This is a genomic window from uncultured Salegentibacter sp. (genome assembly GCF_963972535.1).
Lineage (GTDB): Bacteria > Bacteroidota > Bacteroidia > Flavobacteriales > Flavobacteriaceae > Salegentibacter.
Map to the genome: position 1 here is coordinate 1 of NZ_CAXAVR010000066.1, position 14353 is coordinate 14353.

The 14353-nt window shown below is 36.7% G+C and carries 13 protein-coding genes; 7 read left to right on the forward strand and 6 right to left on the reverse strand.

The window, feature by feature from the left end:
* Nucleotides 1–52: 52 nt before the first annotated feature.
* Nucleotides 53–1306, reverse strand: a complete 1254-nt coding sequence (locus tag AACZ30_RS09095) for a hypothetical protein (protein WP_075325735.1) — start codon at nucleotides 1304–1306, stop codon at nucleotides 53–55.
* A gap of 142 nt (nucleotides 1307–1448) precedes the next feature.
* On the opposite strand from AACZ30_RS09095, the gene miaB reads away from it, so the two are divergent.
* The 7 genes from miaB to groL all read left to right on the forward strand — a co-directional run bounded on the left by miaB (nucleotide 1449) and on the right by groL (nucleotide 8144).
* Nucleotides 1449–2894 carry a tRNA (N6-isopentenyl adenosine(37)-C2)-methylthiotransferase MiaB gene (gene miaB / locus AACZ30_RS09100; RefSeq protein WP_339648957.1) on the forward strand — a complete coding sequence of 482 codons (1446 nt, stop codon included), beginning with the start codon at nucleotides 1449–1451 and terminating at the stop codon, nucleotides 2892–2894.
* 74 nt (nucleotides 2895–2968) lie between these two features.
* Nucleotides 2969–4246, forward strand: a complete 1278-nt coding sequence (locus tag AACZ30_RS09105) for a sigma-54 dependent transcriptional regulator (RefSeq protein WP_339648958.1) — start codon at nucleotides 2969–2971, stop codon at nucleotides 4244–4246.
* Between the two features lie 15 nt (nucleotides 4247–4261).
* A complete protein-coding gene (locus AACZ30_RS09110) occupies nucleotides 4262–4765 on the forward strand; it encodes an LptE family protein (RefSeq protein WP_075325732.1) in 504 nt (167 codons plus the stop codon).
* Nucleotide 4766: 1 nt separating this feature from the next.
* On the forward strand, nucleotides 4767–5639 hold the full coding sequence (locus AACZ30_RS09115; protein ID WP_339648959.1) for a hypothetical protein: 873 nt from the start codon (nucleotides 4767–4769) through the stop codon (nucleotides 5637–5639).
* Nucleotides 5636–5980, forward strand: a complete 345-nt coding sequence (gene secG / locus AACZ30_RS09120; protein ID WP_075325730.1) for a preprotein translocase subunit SecG — start codon at nucleotides 5636–5638, stop codon at nucleotides 5978–5980. Before AACZ30_RS09115 ends, secG begins: the two co-directional genes overlap by 4 nt.
* Nucleotides 5981–6133: 153 nt before the next feature.
* Nucleotides 6134–6409: a co-chaperone GroES gene (locus AACZ30_RS09125; protein ID WP_057482963.1), complete on the forward strand. Its 276-nt coding sequence runs from the start codon at nucleotides 6134–6136 to the stop codon at nucleotides 6407–6409.
* Between the two features lie 94 nt (nucleotides 6410–6503).
* Complete coding sequence (gene groL / locus AACZ30_RS09130) at nucleotides 6504–8144, forward strand: chaperonin GroEL (RefSeq protein WP_093304967.1); 1641 nt, start codon at nucleotides 6504–6506, stop codon at nucleotides 8142–8144.
* A 108-nt stretch (nucleotides 8145–8252) separates the two neighbouring features.
* On the opposite strand, the gene AACZ30_RS09135 is transcribed toward groL, so the two are convergent.
* From AACZ30_RS09135 to AACZ30_RS09155, 5 genes are all read right to left on the reverse strand, one after another.
* Nucleotides 8253–8879, reverse strand: coding sequence for a copper homeostasis protein CutC (locus AACZ30_RS09135; protein WP_339648964.1), 627 nt, complete (start codon nucleotides 8877–8879; stop codon nucleotides 8253–8255).
* A gap of 9 nt (nucleotides 8880–8888) precedes the next feature.
* A complete protein-coding gene (locus AACZ30_RS09140; RefSeq protein ID WP_339648965.1) occupies nucleotides 8889–9344 on the reverse strand; it encodes an SRPBCC domain-containing protein in 456 nt (151 codons plus the stop codon).
* Nucleotides 9345–10316: 972 nt separating this feature from the next.
* A complete protein-coding gene (locus AACZ30_RS09145; protein ID WP_339648966.1) occupies nucleotides 10317–12962 on the reverse strand; it encodes a carboxypeptidase-like regulatory domain-containing protein in 2646 nt (881 codons plus the stop codon).
* A 32-nt stretch (nucleotides 12963–12994) separates the two neighbouring features.
* Nucleotides 12995–13795 (reverse strand): GLPGLI family protein, encoded by an 801-nt coding sequence (locus AACZ30_RS09150; RefSeq protein WP_339648967.1) that lies wholly within the window; start codon nucleotides 13793–13795, stop codon nucleotides 12995–12997.
* The coding region (locus AACZ30_RS09155) for a GLPGLI family protein (RefSeq protein ID WP_339648968.1) at nucleotides 13792–14353 on the reverse strand (562 nt) is incomplete at its 5' end. The genes AACZ30_RS09155 and AACZ30_RS09150, both read right to left, overlap by 4 nt.

Consider the following 14353-nt stretch of genomic DNA (forward strand, 5'->3'; position numbering starts at 1 on the left):
AAAAAACCCCGCAGTATTGCGGGGCATCCTTAAAAAACCAAACAAAATAAAATCAATTAAGGCTGAAAGTGCTTAGTAAATTGATCTCATTACCTTTATAAGTATATTGGAAAAGTGTATTATCCCCAACCATTAAGAGCACATCTTCTAAAGGGATGACGTCATAGGTGTTAATGTCCTGAAAATGGTCTATAAGTTCCAGGTTGGGGGTATTTTTTGTGTCATATATTTTTAATCCGGCAGTACCATCGCAAACAAAAAGCCAGTCGTCTTTTACGCCAAGGCCGTAAGGATTTTTCATTGGGTAAGATTGCAATAACTGCGGATTGGACTTATCGGTTACATCTATTACATCCAACTGGCTCCATTCCTGCCCGCATATATTTCCTCCTCTAATAGTTACATAAGCCATATCCCCTTTTACTACAACGGGATCGCAACCAAGAATATGTCTAAACATAGATTTATATTCTGGCGTAGCTGGATTTTCTACACTATAGATATACATACCGGTAGAACTTCCCAGGTATAAATGATTTTCTTTATAAAAAATAGTTTCTATATCTGGCCCAATCCATTCAGTTTTTAATAATTCGGGGTTACTTAATCCTGCAATATTGAAAACCGATAAATTATTTTGATCTACTACATATAAATAATCTTCATGAATATTGAAACGAGCCAAAGAACCTCCGGTACCGGAACCGCCTGATGAATTCCCTGATTCAGAAAAAGATGCCCTATCATTAGTTAACCATTCTGTATCGTTTGCCATTTCAATTTTTCGGGTTTCCATAACGTAACCTATCACTACTTCGGTTTCAGCATTAAAATTATCGCTATCTACAAAAGATGCACTTGCAGGAATACGGTTATTATGGTTGGGAAAAACGTTTTTCATTCTTTCCGCTTGTGTTATATTATTCATATCACTAATATCAAAAACCACCAGGTCCATAGCAGAATTTGCAAATAACATATCATCTTTTACAGCGATATCGGTATTTTGCGGAATTTCAAGAAATTTCATTTTTACAGGGTTTCGGTGATCACTGTTATCTATAATATGCACACCTTTTTGATCATCGTTTATAAAAACATAATCTCCATAAGAATAGATCTTGCCAGCTTCGGTAATTGCTCTTGGCTCAGAAATTTTAACCATAGCCCTAAATTCTTCAATAGGCTTTACTACGGGAACGGCTACATTATAAAATTCTTCTTCGGTTGCGTCTTTCTCGCAAGAAGTGAACAAAGCCATTAAAGCCAGAAGAAGCAACGTAATTAAACTGTAGAAAAATCTCATAATTATCTGGTTGGTTTCTATATAGATGCATTAATTACAAAAAGGTTGCGTGAGAAAATTAAAAATATTGCTGTCACTTTGTCAGAAGTTCGTTTTACCCTTATCTTTGCATTTCTTAATCCTGAAAAGGAAGATTTGAATTATGGAGAAGACAATAGACGAAAAACAACAGGGAAACACGCTCGTAATGGAGCCTAAGCAAGAAAATACCCGAAAGCTTTTTATTGAAAGTTACGGTTGTGCAATGAATTTTAGCGATAGCGAAATTGTTGCTTCTATTCTTGCAAAAGAAGGTTTTAATACTACTCAAAACTTAGAAGAAGCAGATCTGGTTTTGGTAAACACCTGTTCTATTAGAGAAAAAGCTGAACAAACCGTTCGTAAAAGGCTTGAAAAATATAACGCAGTAAAAAGAATAAATCCCGGGATGAAAGTGGGCGTATTAGGTTGTATGGCCGAGCGTCTTAAAGAAAAATTCCTGGAAGAAGAAAAAATAGTAGATCTTGTAGTTGGGCCAGATGCCTATAAAGACCTTCCAAATCTTATAAATGAAGTTGAAGCAGGCCGGGATGCAATAAATGTTCTTCTCTCTAAAGAAGAAACTTATGGTGATATTTCTCCTGTTCGATTACAAAGCAATGGAGTTTCAGCATTTGTCTCTATCACCAGGGGCTGCGATAATATGTGTACCTTTTGCGTGGTACCCTTTACCCGGGGAAGAGAGCGAAGCCGCGACCCACAAAGTATAGTAGAGGAAGTAAACGATCTTTGGAATAAAGGTTTCAAAGAAATTACGCTTCTGGGCCAAAACGTAGATAGCTATTTATGGTATGGCGGCGGACTTAAAAAAGACTTTAAAAATGCTTCTGAAATTCAAAAAGCTACAGCCACAGATTTCTCCGCACTTTTAAGACTGGTCGCCGAAGCACAACCAAAAATGAGGATTAGGTTTTCAACTTCAAATCCGCAGGATATGACTTTGGAGGTAATTGAAGTTGTAGCCGCTTATCCCAATATTTGCAAGCATATTCATTTACCGGTTCAAAGCGGAAGTGATAGAATCTTAAAAGAGATGAACAGGCTGCACACCCGCGAAGAATATTTTAAACTTATAGACTATATAAGAGAATTAATGCCAGAGTGCTCTATTTCCCAGGATTTAATTGTTGGTTTCCCAACTGAAACTGAAGAGGATCATAAGGATACTTTATCATTAATGGAATATGTGAAATATGACTTTGGGTATATGTATGCATATTCTGAAAGACCTGGTACTATGGCGGCCCGTAAATTGGAAGACGATGTGCCTGCAGAAACAAAACAAAGAAGATTAGCCGAAATAGTAGCGCTTCAGCGTGAACATAATCATTTTAGGACGCAAAGATTTCTTGGAGAAACCGTAGAAGTTTTAGTTGAAAAAGAATCTAAAAAGTCTAGCGAAAACTGGAGCGGCCGAATCACTCAAAACACCGTGGCGGTATTCCCAAAAAAGAATTACAAGATTGGTGACTTTGTAAACGTAAAAATTAATGACTGTACCAGCGCAACCCTAATTGGTGAAGCCGTTGGATATAGTGAAAATAATTAAAAAATAGTTATTCAGTCTAAAGGAATCAGGTTTAGTAACTAGATTAATTCCTTCTGAAATAACAGGATTTATATATGGAATCAATTCAGGCAGTAAAACAGCGGTTTGGAATAATTGGCGACGATCAACGCCTTAACCGCGCTATAGAAAAAGCAATCCAGGTTGCGCCTACAGATATCTCGGTTTTGGTAACAGGGGAAAGTGGGGTTGGGAAAGAAAGTATTCCAAAAATAATCCATTCATTATCTCATAGAAAACACGGGAAATATATTGCAGTAAACTGTGGTGCAATTCCAGAAGGCACTATAGATTCTGAACTTTTTGGTCACGAAAAAGGCGCTTTTACCGGTGCCACCCAAACCCGAAGCGGTTATTTTGAAGTTGCCGATGGCGGGACCATTTTTTTAGATGAAGTTGGAGAATTACCACTTCCCACACAAGTTAGATTATTGCGTGTTTTAGAAAACGGCGAATTTATAAAAGTTGGATCTTCCAAAGTGCAAAAATCTGATGTTCGCATTATCGCGGCTACCAACATTAATATGCAGGAATCTATTAAAAAAGAACGCTTCCGTGAAGACCTGTATTATAGATTAAGTACGGTAGAAATCAACCTTCCGCCATTGCGGGATCGTAAAGACGATATTCATTTATTGTTTAGAAAATTCGCTTCAGATTTTGCGCTGAAATATAAAATGCCAACCATTAAACTTCAGGATGATGCGGTAGGTTTATTAAAAAAATACCGATGGGGCGGGAATATTCGGCAGTTAAGAAATATTGCCGAGCAAATTTCAGTACTTGAGCAGGAGCGTATTATTGGCCCCGAGCGTTTAAAAGAATATTTACCTGATATTGGCAGCAATCTACCCGCAGTTATTTCAGAAAAAAAGAAAGAAAGCGATTTTAGCAACGAACGGGAAATTCTTTACAAAGTGCTTTTTGATATGAAAAGCGACCTGACCGATCTCAAAAAACTCACCCTAAAACTTATGGAGAGTGGGAATACGCAAAAAGTTCAGGATGAAAACGAAAGCCTAATTCAAAAACTTTACGGCGACGATGATGGGGAAGATGTTGATGCAGAAGAATTAGAAGCTTTAAATGATGAAAGGCTGGAAGTACTTCAAATACCGCAGAACAGTCCGAAATCTGAAATTAATAGAGAAAAAGATAAATATTATTTTGCAGAAGAGATCCAGGAAGAAGAAACCCTTTCTTTGCAGGATAAAGAATTAGAACTTATAAAAAAATCTTTAGAAAGGCATAGCGGAAAACGCAAAGCTGCCGCTGAGGAATTAGGGATAAGTGAACGCACACTTTACCGAAAAATAAAACAATACAACCTGTAATTTTAGCCCGCTTCTATGAAAAAAATTGCTTTTCTTTTATGTTTTGTGCTCCTGCTTAGCACCCAATCTTGCGGAATTTACTCATTTACGGGTGCAGATACGGGTGATGCCGAATCGTTCCAGGTGAATTTCTTTCAAAACCAGGCCGATTTAGTAGAACCGGGAATAGACAGGACTTTCACTTTACAGTTACAGGACCTTATTCAAAATCAAACCAGTTTAAGCCTGGCCAACAATAACGCCGATCTTATTTTTGAAGGAGAAATTATTGATTTTTATGTAGCACCTATTACCGCTACCGCTGAAAATACGGCCGCACAAAACCGACTCACCATTGCAGTAAACGTTCGTTATTATAACACCCTGGAACCCGAAAAAGATTTTGAAAGACGGTTTTCTTTTTACTACGATTATCCCGCCAATGCGCAATTAGTTGGTGATGTGTTGGCCACTGCTTTAGATGAAATTTACAACAGGTTAACCCAGGATATTTTTAATGCCGCTTTAACCGATTGGTAATATGGAAGCAAACGAATTCATACAACTGCTACAAAACCCAGCCGAAATCACTGCCGGGCAAACCAGTGCTCTGGAAAAGCTTATTCAAAAAGCACCGTATTTCCAGGCGGCACGTGCAGTAAGGCTCAAAGGTTTAAAAGAGCATCAGGAATTCAGCTACAACAGTGCACTAAAAAAAACTGCCGCTTATACCACTAATCGTAGTGTACTTTTTGATTTTATAACCTCGATAGAATTTAATCAGAATAAAATTGCAAGGCAAATCCAGGAGCAGGAAGAACAATTGCGAAATATTACCGTTTTTGAACCGGAAGAAGTTTTTGCCAAAAGAAGTATGGCCATAGATGAAGCCATAAAAATGAGGCAATCTGAATCTGAACAGGTGATGGATCCCGACTTGTTTTCTGAGAAAAGTGTGGAAGCAAAGGAACAAACCGAAGAAGATTTATCTGAAGACCAATTGAAATTGGGTGAACCTTTAGAGTTTGATGCTTCAGAATCACATTCTTTTTCAGAATGGTTGCGACTTACTTCAGCAAAACCTATAAAAAGAGAAGAATCGGAAGAAGAAAATCCGAAAGATGAGGTTCAGCATAAAAAGTTTGAACTTATAGACAGGTTCATATCCAAAAGTCCGAAAATAAAACCGGGTAAACCCAGCAATAAATCCAACCTGGCAGAAGTAAGCACCACCCCGCCAGAGTCGTTAATGACAGAGACTTTAGCACGGGTTTATTTGGAACAAAAAAATTATAAAAAGGCAATCCAGGCATATAAAATATTAATTTTGAAAAATCCCGAAAAAAGTGGTTTCTTTGCTGACCAAATTCGGGCAATCGAAAAATTACAAGAAAATAATACAAAGCAAGAATGAGTACATTCACGATTTTTTTAGCATTAATAGTTATTGTAGCCTTTTTACTGGTAGTGGTAATTATGGTACAAAACCCTAAAGGCGGTGGCCTATCTTCCTCTTTTGGTGGTAGTGGACAACAAGTAGGTGGTGTAAAGAAGACCGGAGACTTTTTAGATAAAAGTACCTGGACTTTAGCAACACTTTTATTAGTCCTTATTTTACTTTCTAATGTAACTATTATGGACGATTCAAGCTACGGCGAATCAAGGGTTTTTGACGAAGATGCAATGCCTGAAAATACCGCTACCCCACCGGCACAAATGCCAGGACAACAATCAGGATCTGACAGCGATCAATAATCGCTTCTTTCTTTATAAAATTCACAAATGCCAGCTTATGACAAGCTGGCATTTTTTATTTGTAATTGGCAGTAAAAGCGGGGTGGCATAATTTTAGAAATAGGCTTAGTCGCTTATTCAAAGATTAATTAACCTAAATAAATTTATAAAAAAATGGGACTAAACATTAAACCGCTCTCAGACAGGGTTCTTATTGAGCCTGAAGCAGCCGAAACTAAAACGGCATCTGGAATTTACATTCCCGAAACAGCTAAAGAAAAACCACAACGTGGAAAAGTTGTAGCTGTAGGTAAGGGAAATAAAGACCACGATATGACTGTGAAAGTTGGTGATACTGTGCTTTACGGAAAATACTCCGGTACAGAATTAAAACTTGAGGGTACAGACTATCTAATGATGAGAGAAGACGATATCCTTGCAATAGTATAAGACTTCTTTTCCCCACTCCCGGGGAAAGTTTCAAAATAAATAATAGTATTAATTAGATTTCCGTCTTCACGGAAATGATAAAACATAATTTACAATGGCAAAAGATATAAAGTTTGACATTCAAGCCCGCGACGGAATTAAGCGCGGTGTAGATGCATTGGCAAATGCCGTAAAAGTAACTTTAGGTCCTAAAGGACGTAATGTAGTAATAAGCAAATCTTTTGGTGCACCAACCGTAACTAAAGATGGTGTGACTGTAGCAAAAGAAATTGAACTGGAAGATGCCTTAGAAAACATGGGCGCTCAGATGGTAAAAGAAGTTGCTTCTAAAACCAATGACCTTGCAGGAGATGGTACTACTACCGCTACTGTACTTGCACAGGCTATCGTAAAAGAAGGTCTTAAGAACGTTGCAGCAGGCGCAAGCCCAATGGACCTTAAGAGAGGTATAGATAAGGCTGTAACTGCAATCACTAAAGATTTGGAGAAACAAACCAAAGAAGTTGGTGATTCTTCAGAAAAAATAAAGCAGGTAGCTTCTATTTCAGCAAACAACGACGAGCATATTGGCGATCTAATTGCCCAGGCTTTTGGTAAAGTTGGAAAAGAAGGTGTAATTACTGTAGAAGAAGCTAAAGGTACTGAAACTCACGTAGAAGTTGTTGAAGGTATGCAGTTTGACCGGGGTTATCTTTCTCCATATTTCGTAACGAATTCAGAGAAAATGACCGCAGATCTTGAAGACCCGTACATTTTATTGTTCGACAAAAAGATCTCTTCTATGAAAGATTTGCTTCCTGTTCTTGAACCGGTAGCACAATCTGGAAAACCACTTTTAATTATTGCTGAAGATGTAGATGGCGAAGCTCTTGCTACTTTAGTGGTAAACAAACTACGTGGTTCTCTTAAAATCGCTGCTGTTAAGGCACCAGGCTTTGGAGATCGTAGAAAAGCAATGTTAGAAGATATCGCTATCCTAACCGGTGGTACTGTTATTTCTGAAGAAAGAGGATTCTCTTTAGAAAACGCTACTATTGATATGTTAGGTACTGCTGAAAAAGTAGCTATCGATAAAGATAATACTACTATCGTAAACGGTGCTGGAGACAACAAGCAAATTGAAGAACGTGTAAACCAGATCAAAGCTCAGATCGAAACCACTACTTCAGATTATGATAAAGAAAAACTTCAGGAGCGTTTGGCTAAACTAGCCGGCGGTGTTGCCGTACTTTATGTAGGTGCAGCTTCAGAAGTTGAAATGAAAGAGAAGAAAGACCGTGTAGACGATGCCCTTCACGCAACCCGTGCGGCTGTAGAAGAAGGAATTGTTGCCGGTGGTGGTGTTGCTTTAGTAAGAGCACAAGCGGTTCTTGCCAAAATCAAGACTGAAAATGATGATGAAGCAACCGGAGTTCAAATTGTTTATAGAGCAATTGAATCTCCACTTAGAACCATCGTAGAAAATGCTGGTGGTGAAGCTTCTGTAGTGATCAATAAAGTTCTTGAAGGCAAGAAAGAATTTGGTTACGATGCAAAAACCGACACATTTGTAGATATGATGAAAGCCGGAATTATAGATCCTAAGAAAGTAACAAGAGTTGCGCTTGAAAACGCTGCTTCTGTTGCCGGAATGATCTTAACTACCGAGTGTGCCCTTGTTGATCTTCCAGAAGACGACAAAGGTGGCGGAGGTATGCCAGGCGGAATGGGCGGCGGAATGCCCGGAATGATGTAATGGCCCGGCCATAACAAATATTAAAAAACCCGTTTCTTTATTGAAACGGGTTTTTCTTTTTTCCAGAAACTTAAAAACTGGATTTATTAATTTCATTCAGAAGAATAATTATTGCAATCCCCGAACAATTCTCTTACCGTGATAGGCTTTAGCATTGATTTTCCGGTGTAATTCTTCCAGGTTTTTTGATGTGATTTTTCCTGCGCAAATCACTTCCATATCACCGGCCAGAGCTATTATTTTTTTAAGTTGAAGGACACCTTCAGCCGCGGTATTTTTTCCTCCTGAAGTAAGAATACCATTTACCACACCTGAGTCTCTTAAAGATTTCACAGATTCTAAAATATCCGGAGTCTCATCAATGGCTTTATGAAAGACAAATTTCATAGGTTTTCCTATTTCCGCTAGTTTTTCAACGGCATCGATATTTATTGTTTTATCTTCTTTTAAAATTCCTAATACCACGCCATTTACACCGGCTTCTTTACAAAAGGCTATATCACTAGCCATCTGCTTAATTTCAGCATTATTATACATGAAATCACCAGCCCGGGGCCTAATCATAACGCGTATCGGAATATTTAAATGAGATTTAATCGAAAGGATTAATTCTTTGGAGGGTGTTAAACCTTCTACATCTAAATCTGCGCAGAGCTCGATGCGATCAGCTCCATTTTCTTCAGCAACCAAAGCTTTTTCTATGCTTTCTACACAAGCTTCTTTTATATAAGACATCACACTGATTTATTTTTTCTTCATAAAATCGAAGCCTCCTTTTCTAAGATTGATCCCATATTCCAAATAAGCCTTTAAACAAGCAAGGAAGTTCGCCCAACCTTCGGTATTTCCACCAAACCACTGAATTCCCATCTCGTCCGCTTTCATCTTGCCTTCTTTTATCCTTACCAACGTACTGGTTTTAGAAACTTCGGCAAGGCTAATTTCAACCAGTAAGATTTTATCTTTCGCTCCTTCCCATTCAAAAGAAATAAATTCACCAGGAAGTAGTTTTAGAACATTTACCGGTGCATATTCTTCAAATTCCGGAAATTTCCAGCTTATAGATTTCCCCTCTTCCATCATTCCGGAGCTTTCGGCAATAAAATAATTTTTCATGTGCTCAGGATCTATAATCGCTTCATAAACTTCAGCTTTCGATTTTGCGATTTGCAGGGCCGTTTTAATTTCTAACATCTTCATAAGTTGAAATTTACTTAAATATAAAACAGAAATTCCAAACCTCACAGGTTTTTGAAACCTGTGAGGAGAGCGATAGATAGCTTAAGAATTATTCTCCTTCTATTTCAATTAATTTTTTCGGAATAAATAACACGAATTTAAAGTCAAACCAAGATTACTAAAAAATAAAATTTTTCATATCTATAACTAACTTATTCTACTTGTCTTACTTAATATACACCCGTTAAGAATGATTATTTAGAGTTAATTATATCTCTAAAATAACCAAAAAATTAAGCTCTTATTATACTTCACTTATTTCTAAAGTTTCTTTCTTATAACTAGCAACAACAGGTGTATAATAATCTGTACCACATATTGTTCTTGATTGTTCTGTTTCAAATTGAACATTAATAGTTTCTTCTATATCATCTAAATAAAGAGTGTATTCGTATGATGATCTATGTGGCACTGTTAACATAATCGAATTATCCAGCACTCTAATTTCAGCATCAGGGTTTGCAAATTCATTTCCTGGAATAAATTGAAAAGTAATAAGTTCTTCTGAATAATCAGCTTCTACCCTGATATTATCTGGGTCAATAGTCCCATTTTAAAAGAGATTAGCACCTGAGTCATCAACTATCTTGAGATGCAAGGAAGGCACTGGCATATCTAAAATACAGTCATCTCCTTCATCGTCGCTGTTGGAACAACTGGAAATAAGAGACCAATTAAAATAAGCGTAATGATTTTTTTCATAATTCAGTATTTATTAAAATTTAATACTCTTAGTTCTATTTATTAGATGCACTTTCTTCTAAATGGTTGCGCCAAATGGCATACAATTTTATTATACTACTCCTTTCAAGTAGCATTTAAAGTATAACAGTTATTTCGTGGTAATTAAAAACTAAACCCTAAACTCAAGAAATACAAAACTTATAATTCACTCAGGCTTAGATTTTGAAATATATCCAGAAGGATGCTTAGTTAGAGACTAAATTTTAGCGTTGCTAAAACCTGCGAAGGCCGCAACTGATAACTGCTCTGCACATAATAATATTGATTGTTATATGCATTTATAAAAGTATCTGTATTCAAAATATTTCGCCAGCTTAAATTCAAGTCCATTTTGGGCTTTTTAAAAGTAAACTGATAGCCCAAGTTTACAAAATAATTATCCCCATTTTCAGAAAGCGAATTTCCATAATATTCTCCACTCAAACTCAAATATTGATTATCCTTAGGATAAAAATAAAGTTCTATGATATGTTGATGGGTTTCTATTTTTTGAAAATTGTTCCCTTCAAAACCCGAAGTATAAGTAGAGAAATTACCTGAATAATTCGCAATTAGCCAACTCCAAATATCGGCTTCCAAACTTCCTCGTAGATTCAAATTTTGTGTATTCACCTCGGCCAGCGTATTATTTAAAAGCTGTTGCCGATTTGATAAATTATATGAAGCATTTAGTTTAAGTGTTGTTTTTAGTTCCCTAAAGTATTTGCTTCCGCCGGCTTTGAAACTATGATTATCGAAACTATTATTGCGAGCCACAGCTTCTAAAATTGTTGTTCCATTTTCACCAATATTAGAACTGTACAATAGGTTATTTTCAGAATACGCATACGAGTAAGACGCATTTAAAAATAATTGCTTTAACGGATTTCGATAACGTAGGCCTCCGCTATAATTTTGTTTTTGTTCTTCGGAAATTGGTGCATTGTAGCGATTTAAATTCCGATAGCCTTTCAGTAAAAATCCGTAATATAATTGCTGAATTTCACCAAAATTATAACTCAATCCTGCTGAAGCATTTGCTTCCCAAAAAGCTGAAATTTTCTTTCTTACATAAAAATTAGGTTCAAAAACCAAACGATCCAGATTTCTGCTATCCTCAAAATTATCATCTTCAAGGTGAAAGCTTTTAAATTCAAGCGGTGTACTTAAACGCAAATTCCATGTTTCATCCTTACTTTCAAACCTGAAAGCGTTTTTAAAATACACCGAAGATTGTACAAATTCGGTTCGATTTTTAAAATTCACATCCAAAACTTCGTCGATCTCATTAAGGGAAACATCGCTATCTAACTGCTGATGCTGAAATGAAAAGCCAAATTTTGGGGAGATAGTGAATTTCCCCAGTGCTTTTGTCAATCCGGCAGAATTATCGGTATAAATTTTTCTGGCTGATACCAATTGCTGAATTTCCCCAAATGGATCGCCATCATTAAAAATAGCTTCAAATTGTCCTGGCTGCACCATGAGATCCTGATTATTTTCTGTAAATCCGGTATTCGAATTAAAAGTGATTAATTGTTTACCCACGGTCCTAAGCAAACGTAGATCGTTTTTAATTCCGAAGAAAGGATTATCCAGCTGCTGCTTTATTTTTGTATCAGGACGATCTATAGCACCTCGTGCAGCATTCCAAAATCCGTTAAATTCCAATTGATTTTTCAGGTAGTTTTTATCGGCATTATTTTCTAAGGTTAGTTTCCCCTGAAGTGTACTTACATAAAGATCGTTGTTGGTATTCTCGATCACATCTATCGTATCTGTAGGTGTAAAATAGCGGGTTTGTGTACTCCCATCCTGTTGCTGGTAATCATTTAGATAAGAGATATTCAGTTTTAGATCTATATTCTCTTTTATACGCTGTAAAATATTTGCAGAACCCAAATGCACATTATTATCCAACCAACGCTCCTGAGAAAAAGGCGGCTCTGATATGTTCTGAATCGAAAGCCAATCGGTTTTATTGATCGTAAACTGATCGCCCAAAAAATTAATCGAAAAATCACGAATCTCCCGGGAAACATCACTACCGGTATTATTACTTTGATAAGTAAAGATCGCCTGTCGTTTTTTAGTGAAAATCATGGGCGTTATCTTTGCTTGCCAAAGCAGAGGCGCCGCACCAATCCCAGCGGTGGCCGTTCCGCTATACGTAATATCTTTTTTAAGCTTGATATTTATGGAAGCGCGCTCTGAAAACTCCAAACTATCCAAAACTTTTACCGGCTGATGATTTTCCAGGATTTCGACTTTAGAAACCGCCTCGGCAGACAGGTTATCATTCGCAAGATTATAACGCCCTTCTAACAGATCTAAACCTTCGATATAATATTTCTGGATAGGCTCATCTCTATAAAAAATCTGTCCGTTTGGCCGAATATCGATACCCGGTATTTTTCTTAGAACATCAGCGATCACACGGTCATTTTTTCCTTTAAAGGCTGATACTGAAAAACTAAGCGTATCGCCACGCTGACGCAAAATTTCAGATTTCACGAGCACCTCTTTTAAAGATTCTGAAGAAGGCGAAAGCTTAACTTCCAGTGTCTGTGCTTTATTCTGAATCGTTTTTTTAAACGTACCAAAACCTATGTACGAAACTTTTAAAAACAGGGAGTCACTCTCATTTTTGACAGCTATTTTGAATTTTCCATTCGCATCTGTAATACCATAAGCTAATATCGGAGAAACAGAATCTTTACTCACCATCACCGTTGCCCCACTCAGTTTTTCATCCTGATCGTCAAGAACCTGTCCCGAGATTTCTTTTTGAGAATAACCTACAGAAATGATAAATATCGATATCAGGAATAGGAAAATCTGTCTGAAATGATCCAATTGATTATTTTTTTTTGATTGATGATGATTTATTATGGCTGAAGCTCGATTGGATTATTTCGTTTTTTATATTTTTCGTTTAGTTCTTTTCTTGTTTTAGTTTCATCTTCCTCGCTCCAACCGAATTTTATGCCTGCCTTTTGCATGGTGCCAATAGGATCGCGATTATAATCGTCCCGAACCTGATCAAGTTCTTGCTGAGAAACAGTTTTATAATTATCTAAATTCAATAGTTTATCGACCGGATTTGCTAATTTCTGAAATGCCGTTAAGCTAAAATGATAATGATTTTTTAGATCTGAAATCTCTAAAATAAGTCCCGGCAAACCACTAAACTTATAAGGCCCATCGGAGAATGGTAATTCTGGCGCAAACCAGGCGATATAATTTCTACCTGCAAAACTACCTGTGGCTTTCTGAACGCTAAAGCCTAAAATTTCTTTATTCTCTTGCTGAATTTCCCAATCAATCTGTTTTAGATCCTGTTTATATTTTAATTCATATTGAAAAACCTTTTCGGCTAAAATAAGTTCGTTCTCCTTGTAATTTTTGAAGATCTTGTATTTAAAATCGGTCATATGATTGTACTCATCCATCCTCATGCTTACAGGATTTGTCATATTTTCTAAAGAATCTTTAACTGCTTTACCCAAGCTGGAATATCGTGATTGCTCCTCACTTAAATAAAGTACACCGGTTTCAGATTTTATGGAATTTTCATCTGTCGAATCCTCCTGGAATTCGAGTTGATAAGCAGCTTTATAGGAATATTGATCCTGTGCCTGCAAATTTCCTAAACCAAGTAAAAGCACTACGATTATAAGACTTCTCATTTTTGTAGTTCTATTTGGTTATTCCTTTTCGCAAAACTTTCTTTAAAGCTTTCAGCATATTTTTTCTTGTTTTCTTCAGAAATAGTTACATTAGAAGGGATGGGACCATACCCCCATGGATCTTCCATATATCGTTTCCAAACTTTATATAATTCAGTTTTATTGGTTTCAGCATATTGCTTAAGATTGATCTTGTATTTAAGTTTTGGATTGAGTTTTTCCAGACCGAAAAATTTAAATACATAATGCTGCTGGGTATCTTCAAGCTCCAATATTAAACCCGGCAAACCACTAAATTTATAAGGCCCGTCTGAAATTGGTATTTCTGAAGTAAACCAGGCTATATAATCCCTTCCGGCAAAAGAAGTTTTAGCTTTTTGAACCTCAAAATCTTTAATTTTCTTTTTCTCCGGTAGAATTTCCCATTCAAATTGATTCATTTCCTGGGTATAGTAAAATTGATCACGTGAAATAGTCTTCGTGAAAAACAGCTTATTTTCACTCCTATGCTTCAAAATAACATATTGAAAATCTGTAACCGCTTCCCGGGAAGTATGT